Below are 3581 nucleotides of genomic sequence, written 5' to 3' on the forward strand. Positions count from 1 at the left end.
GTCGTGTCCACGGCTCTTCTCATCCAGCTCTTATGCGTGGCTCAAGCGCTCATCACAGACCGTCCCTAGCTTGCGGCCATGTTCTTCACCTATTTGAGGCGCGAGCTGCGCCGCCGCAGAAAGGCGGCCCTCGTCGTCGCCTCCGGCCTCGCGCTGGGTATCGCGCTGGTCATCGTCGTCACCTCCGTGTCCGCCGGCATGAGCAAGGCCCAGGACAAGGTCCTCCAGTCGCTGTACGGGCTGGGCACGGACATGACCGTGACCAAGGCCGCCGCACCGGCCGGGAGCGGCGCCGAGCGGCCCCGCTTCCGCTTCGACGCCCAGGACGACGGCTCCGGCGGTGAGCAGAGCAGCGACCGGGTCGTGGTGCAGGGCTTCCAGACGCTGGCGAGCTCGACCGTGGGCAAGGTCGACGCGCAGAGCGGGGTCGCGGACGCGGTGGGCGGGCTGAGCCTCCAGGTCGTCAAGGTCAGCGGCGAGTTCACGCGGGGCCGGTTCCAGCAGGGCGAAGGCGGCGGGCAGGAAGGCGGCCGGGGCGGCGGCCTCGGGGGTGCCCAGCCGTCCCCGCAGGGCCGCGTCGAGGGCGGCGGCGCCGACTTCGACGTCAACAGCTACTCCGTCTACGGCACGGACGTCACCAAGCCGGCTCTCGGCCCGCTGACCTCTTCCAAGATCACCAGCGGCCGTGCGTTCAGGACGAGCGAGACCGACGCCGAGGTCGCCGTGGCGGACTCGGCGTACGCCAAGGAGAAGAAGCTCAAGGCGGGGTCCACGGTCACCGTCAAGGGAACCAAGTTCGAGGTCGTCGGCATCGCCACGGCCGACAGCGGGGACGCGGCCGCCGACCTCTACATCCCGCTGCGACGGGCACAGACCCTGGCCGACGCGAAGGACAAGGTCACCACGGTCTATGTCAAGGCGACCGACTCGCAGCGGATCGACTCCGTCAAGTCGGCCCTGCAGAAGAACATCTCCGGCACGACGGTGACGACCTCCGCCGACCTCGCGGACACGGTGTCCGGCTCGCTGTCCACGGCGTCCTCGCTGGCGGCGAGTGTCGGCAAGTGGCTGTCGGTCGTGGTGCTCGTGGCCGCGTTCCTGGTCGCGGGCCTCCTCACGTCCTCGGCGGTCTCCCGCCGGGTGCGCGAGTTCGGCACGCTCAAGGCCCTGGGCTGGAAGTCGGGCCGGGTGACGCGGCAGGTGGTCGGAGAGGCGGTCGTCAACGGGCTGGTGGGCGGGGTGTTGGGGATCGCGCTGGGGTTGGCGGGGGCGTATGCCGTGACGGCGGTGAGTCCCACGCTCCAGGCGCAGTTGGGCTCTGGGGGCGGTGACGGCTTCAGAGGGGGCTTCGGCGGCCCCGGCCGCCAGGCCGCGACGAAGACCCTCGACGTCGCCCTCACCGCACCGGTCGCCCTGACGACGATCGCGCTGGCGGTGGGGCTGGCGGTGGCAGGCGGTCTGATCGCCGGAGCGTTCGGCGGGTGGCGGGCTTCGCGACTCCGCCCGGCGGACGCACTACGCCGAGTCGAGTAACGCCCTTTCAGGGGCGCGGGGCTGCATCCATGTGCGGCTCCGCCGCGTGGGCGCGACCAGCCCTCCACGGCCCGCACCCAAAAGACGATCCACAGGAGCCCGAACCATGTACGAACTAAGAGCGGTCACCAAGCACTACACCCGAGCCAAAGACACCGTCCAAGCCCTCGACGGAATAGACCTCACCATCCCCGACGGCGACAGACTGGTCATCCAGGGCCCCACGGGCGGCGGAAAATCCACCCTGCTTCAAATGCTCGGCGGCCTCGACCGCCCCACCTCCGGCCAGGTCGTCCTCGACGGCACCGACCTCGCCGCGCTGCCCGAGGCACGCCTCACCCGCGTCCGCAGCGAAAGCATCGGCTTCGTCTTCCAGTCCTTCAACCTGATCCCGACGCTCACCGCACAGGAAAACGTGGAGACCGCCCTCGTCCCGCTCGGCATGAAGGCGAAACAGCGCCGCGAACGGGCCGCGGAGGCACTGGAATCGGTCGGCCTCCGCGAACGCCTCGCGCATCTGCCCGGCGAGATGTCCGGCGGCCAGCAGCAGCGCGTCGCCATCGCCCGGGCCCTCGTGAAACAGCCGAAGGTGCTGCTCGCCGACGAACCCACCGGCAATCTCGACGAGTCGATGCGCGATGAGATCATGGACGTGCTGATCCGCATGTGGAAGGAGCTCGGGCTCACTTTCGTCATGGTCACCCACGACTCGGCCATCGCTAAGCAGGCCCCGCGCGTGGCGACCATCCGCAAGGGGCGGATCACCGTCCAGGAGAACGCCCGGGCGTAACCATGCGGTCCTGTAACGGAGTTCCGGCGGCCGTGTAACAGTCAGCCGACGGACTTCTTACCTTCTTCTCATCTATTGAGCACCTGATCACCCCTCGGCATACTGCGTATTCCGGGGGGTGTACGGCCATGCGTACGAGACCACCCCCGGCCGGGTGAACGGGGAATTCACCTGGTTCTTCTGCAAGGGGGAATCTTGCGCAGACAAGTGAAAAAGGCGTGCGCGGCCACGGTCGCCACAGCGGCGGCCGTGGCCCTGGCGGCGGGTATGACCAGCCCGGCGTCGGCGAACGGCGAGCAGACGGCCGCAGCCTCCAAGCCCACCTCGCTCACCGCCAAGCACCGCATCACGCTGATCACCGGCGACCGGGTCGTCCTGGACGCCAAGGGGCGCGTCGTCGGCCTGGAGCGGGCCAAGGGACGCGAGGACATTCCCGTCCAGGTCCGCAAGCTCGACGGCCACACCCTCGTGATCCCCGCCGACGCGGCCCGCCTGGTCGCCACCGGCAAGCTCGACCAGCGGCTCTTCGACGTCACCGAGCTCAACAAGTCCACGACCCGCAAGGCCCAGAAGAAGGGCCTGAAGGTCATCGTCGGCTACCAGGGCAGCGCCACGGCCACCAAGGCCGACGTCCGCGACGCGGGCACGCTGAGCCACTCGCTGAAGTCCGTGAACGCGGACGCGGTGCAGACGCCCAAGGAGGACACGCCCGACCTGTGGGACGCGGTCACCAACGGCGACAAGACCGCATCCGGCATCGCGCACGTCTGGCTCGACGGCGTCCGCAAGGCCAGCCTCGACAAGTCCGTCGCGCAGATCGGCGCCCCCAAGGCGTGGTCGGCCGGCTTCGACGGCAAGGGCGTGAAGATCGCCGTCCTCGACACCGGTGTCGACGCCACCCACGCCGACCTCAAGGGCCAGGTGATCGGCGCCAAGAACTTCACCACCTCGCCCGACACCACCGACAAGGTCGGCCACGGCACGCACGTCGCCTCGATCGCGGCGGGCACCGGCGCGAAGTCCGGCGGCAAGTACAAGGGCGTCGCGCCCGGCGCGAAGGTCCTCAACGGCAAGGTGCTCGACGACGGCGGATTCGGCAGCGACTCCGAGGTCCTCGCCGGCATCGAGTGGGCCGCAGCCGAGGGCGCCGACGTCGTCAACATGAGCCTGGGCGGCGGCGACACGCCCGCGATCGACCCGCTGGAAGCGGCGGTGAACAAGCTGTCCGAGGAGAAGGGCATCCTGTTCGCCATCGCCG

3 protein-coding genes are annotated in these 3581 nt (G+C 69.6%); all 3 read left to right on the plus strand.

Annotated elements, in window-relative coordinates; genetic code table 11:
* The first annotated feature begins 78 nt into the window (after window positions 1-78).
* Entirely contained in the window at window positions 79-1533 is a 1455-nt protein-coding gene (locus ACFTZL_RS42645; protein ID WP_382595323.1) for an ABC transporter permease, read from the plus strand.
* A 106-nt stretch (window positions 1534-1639) separates the two neighbouring features.
* Window positions 1640-2323, plus strand: coding sequence for an ABC transporter ATP-binding protein (locus ACFTZL_RS42650; RefSeq protein ID WP_382595326.1), 684 nt, complete (start codon window positions 1640-1642; stop codon window positions 2321-2323).
* Window positions 2324-2518: 195 nt separating this feature from the next.
* Window positions 2519-3581 (plus strand): S8 family serine peptidase (locus ACFTZL_RS42655; RefSeq protein ID WP_382595328.1); only part of this gene is annotated, 1063 nt, incomplete at its 3' end.

The sequence above is a fragment of the Streptomyces sp. NPDC056948 genome (assembly GCF_042674225.1).
In the GTDB taxonomy this organism is placed as follows: domain Bacteria; phylum Actinomycetota; class Actinomycetes; order Streptomycetales; family Streptomycetaceae; genus Streptomyces; species Streptomyces purpurascens.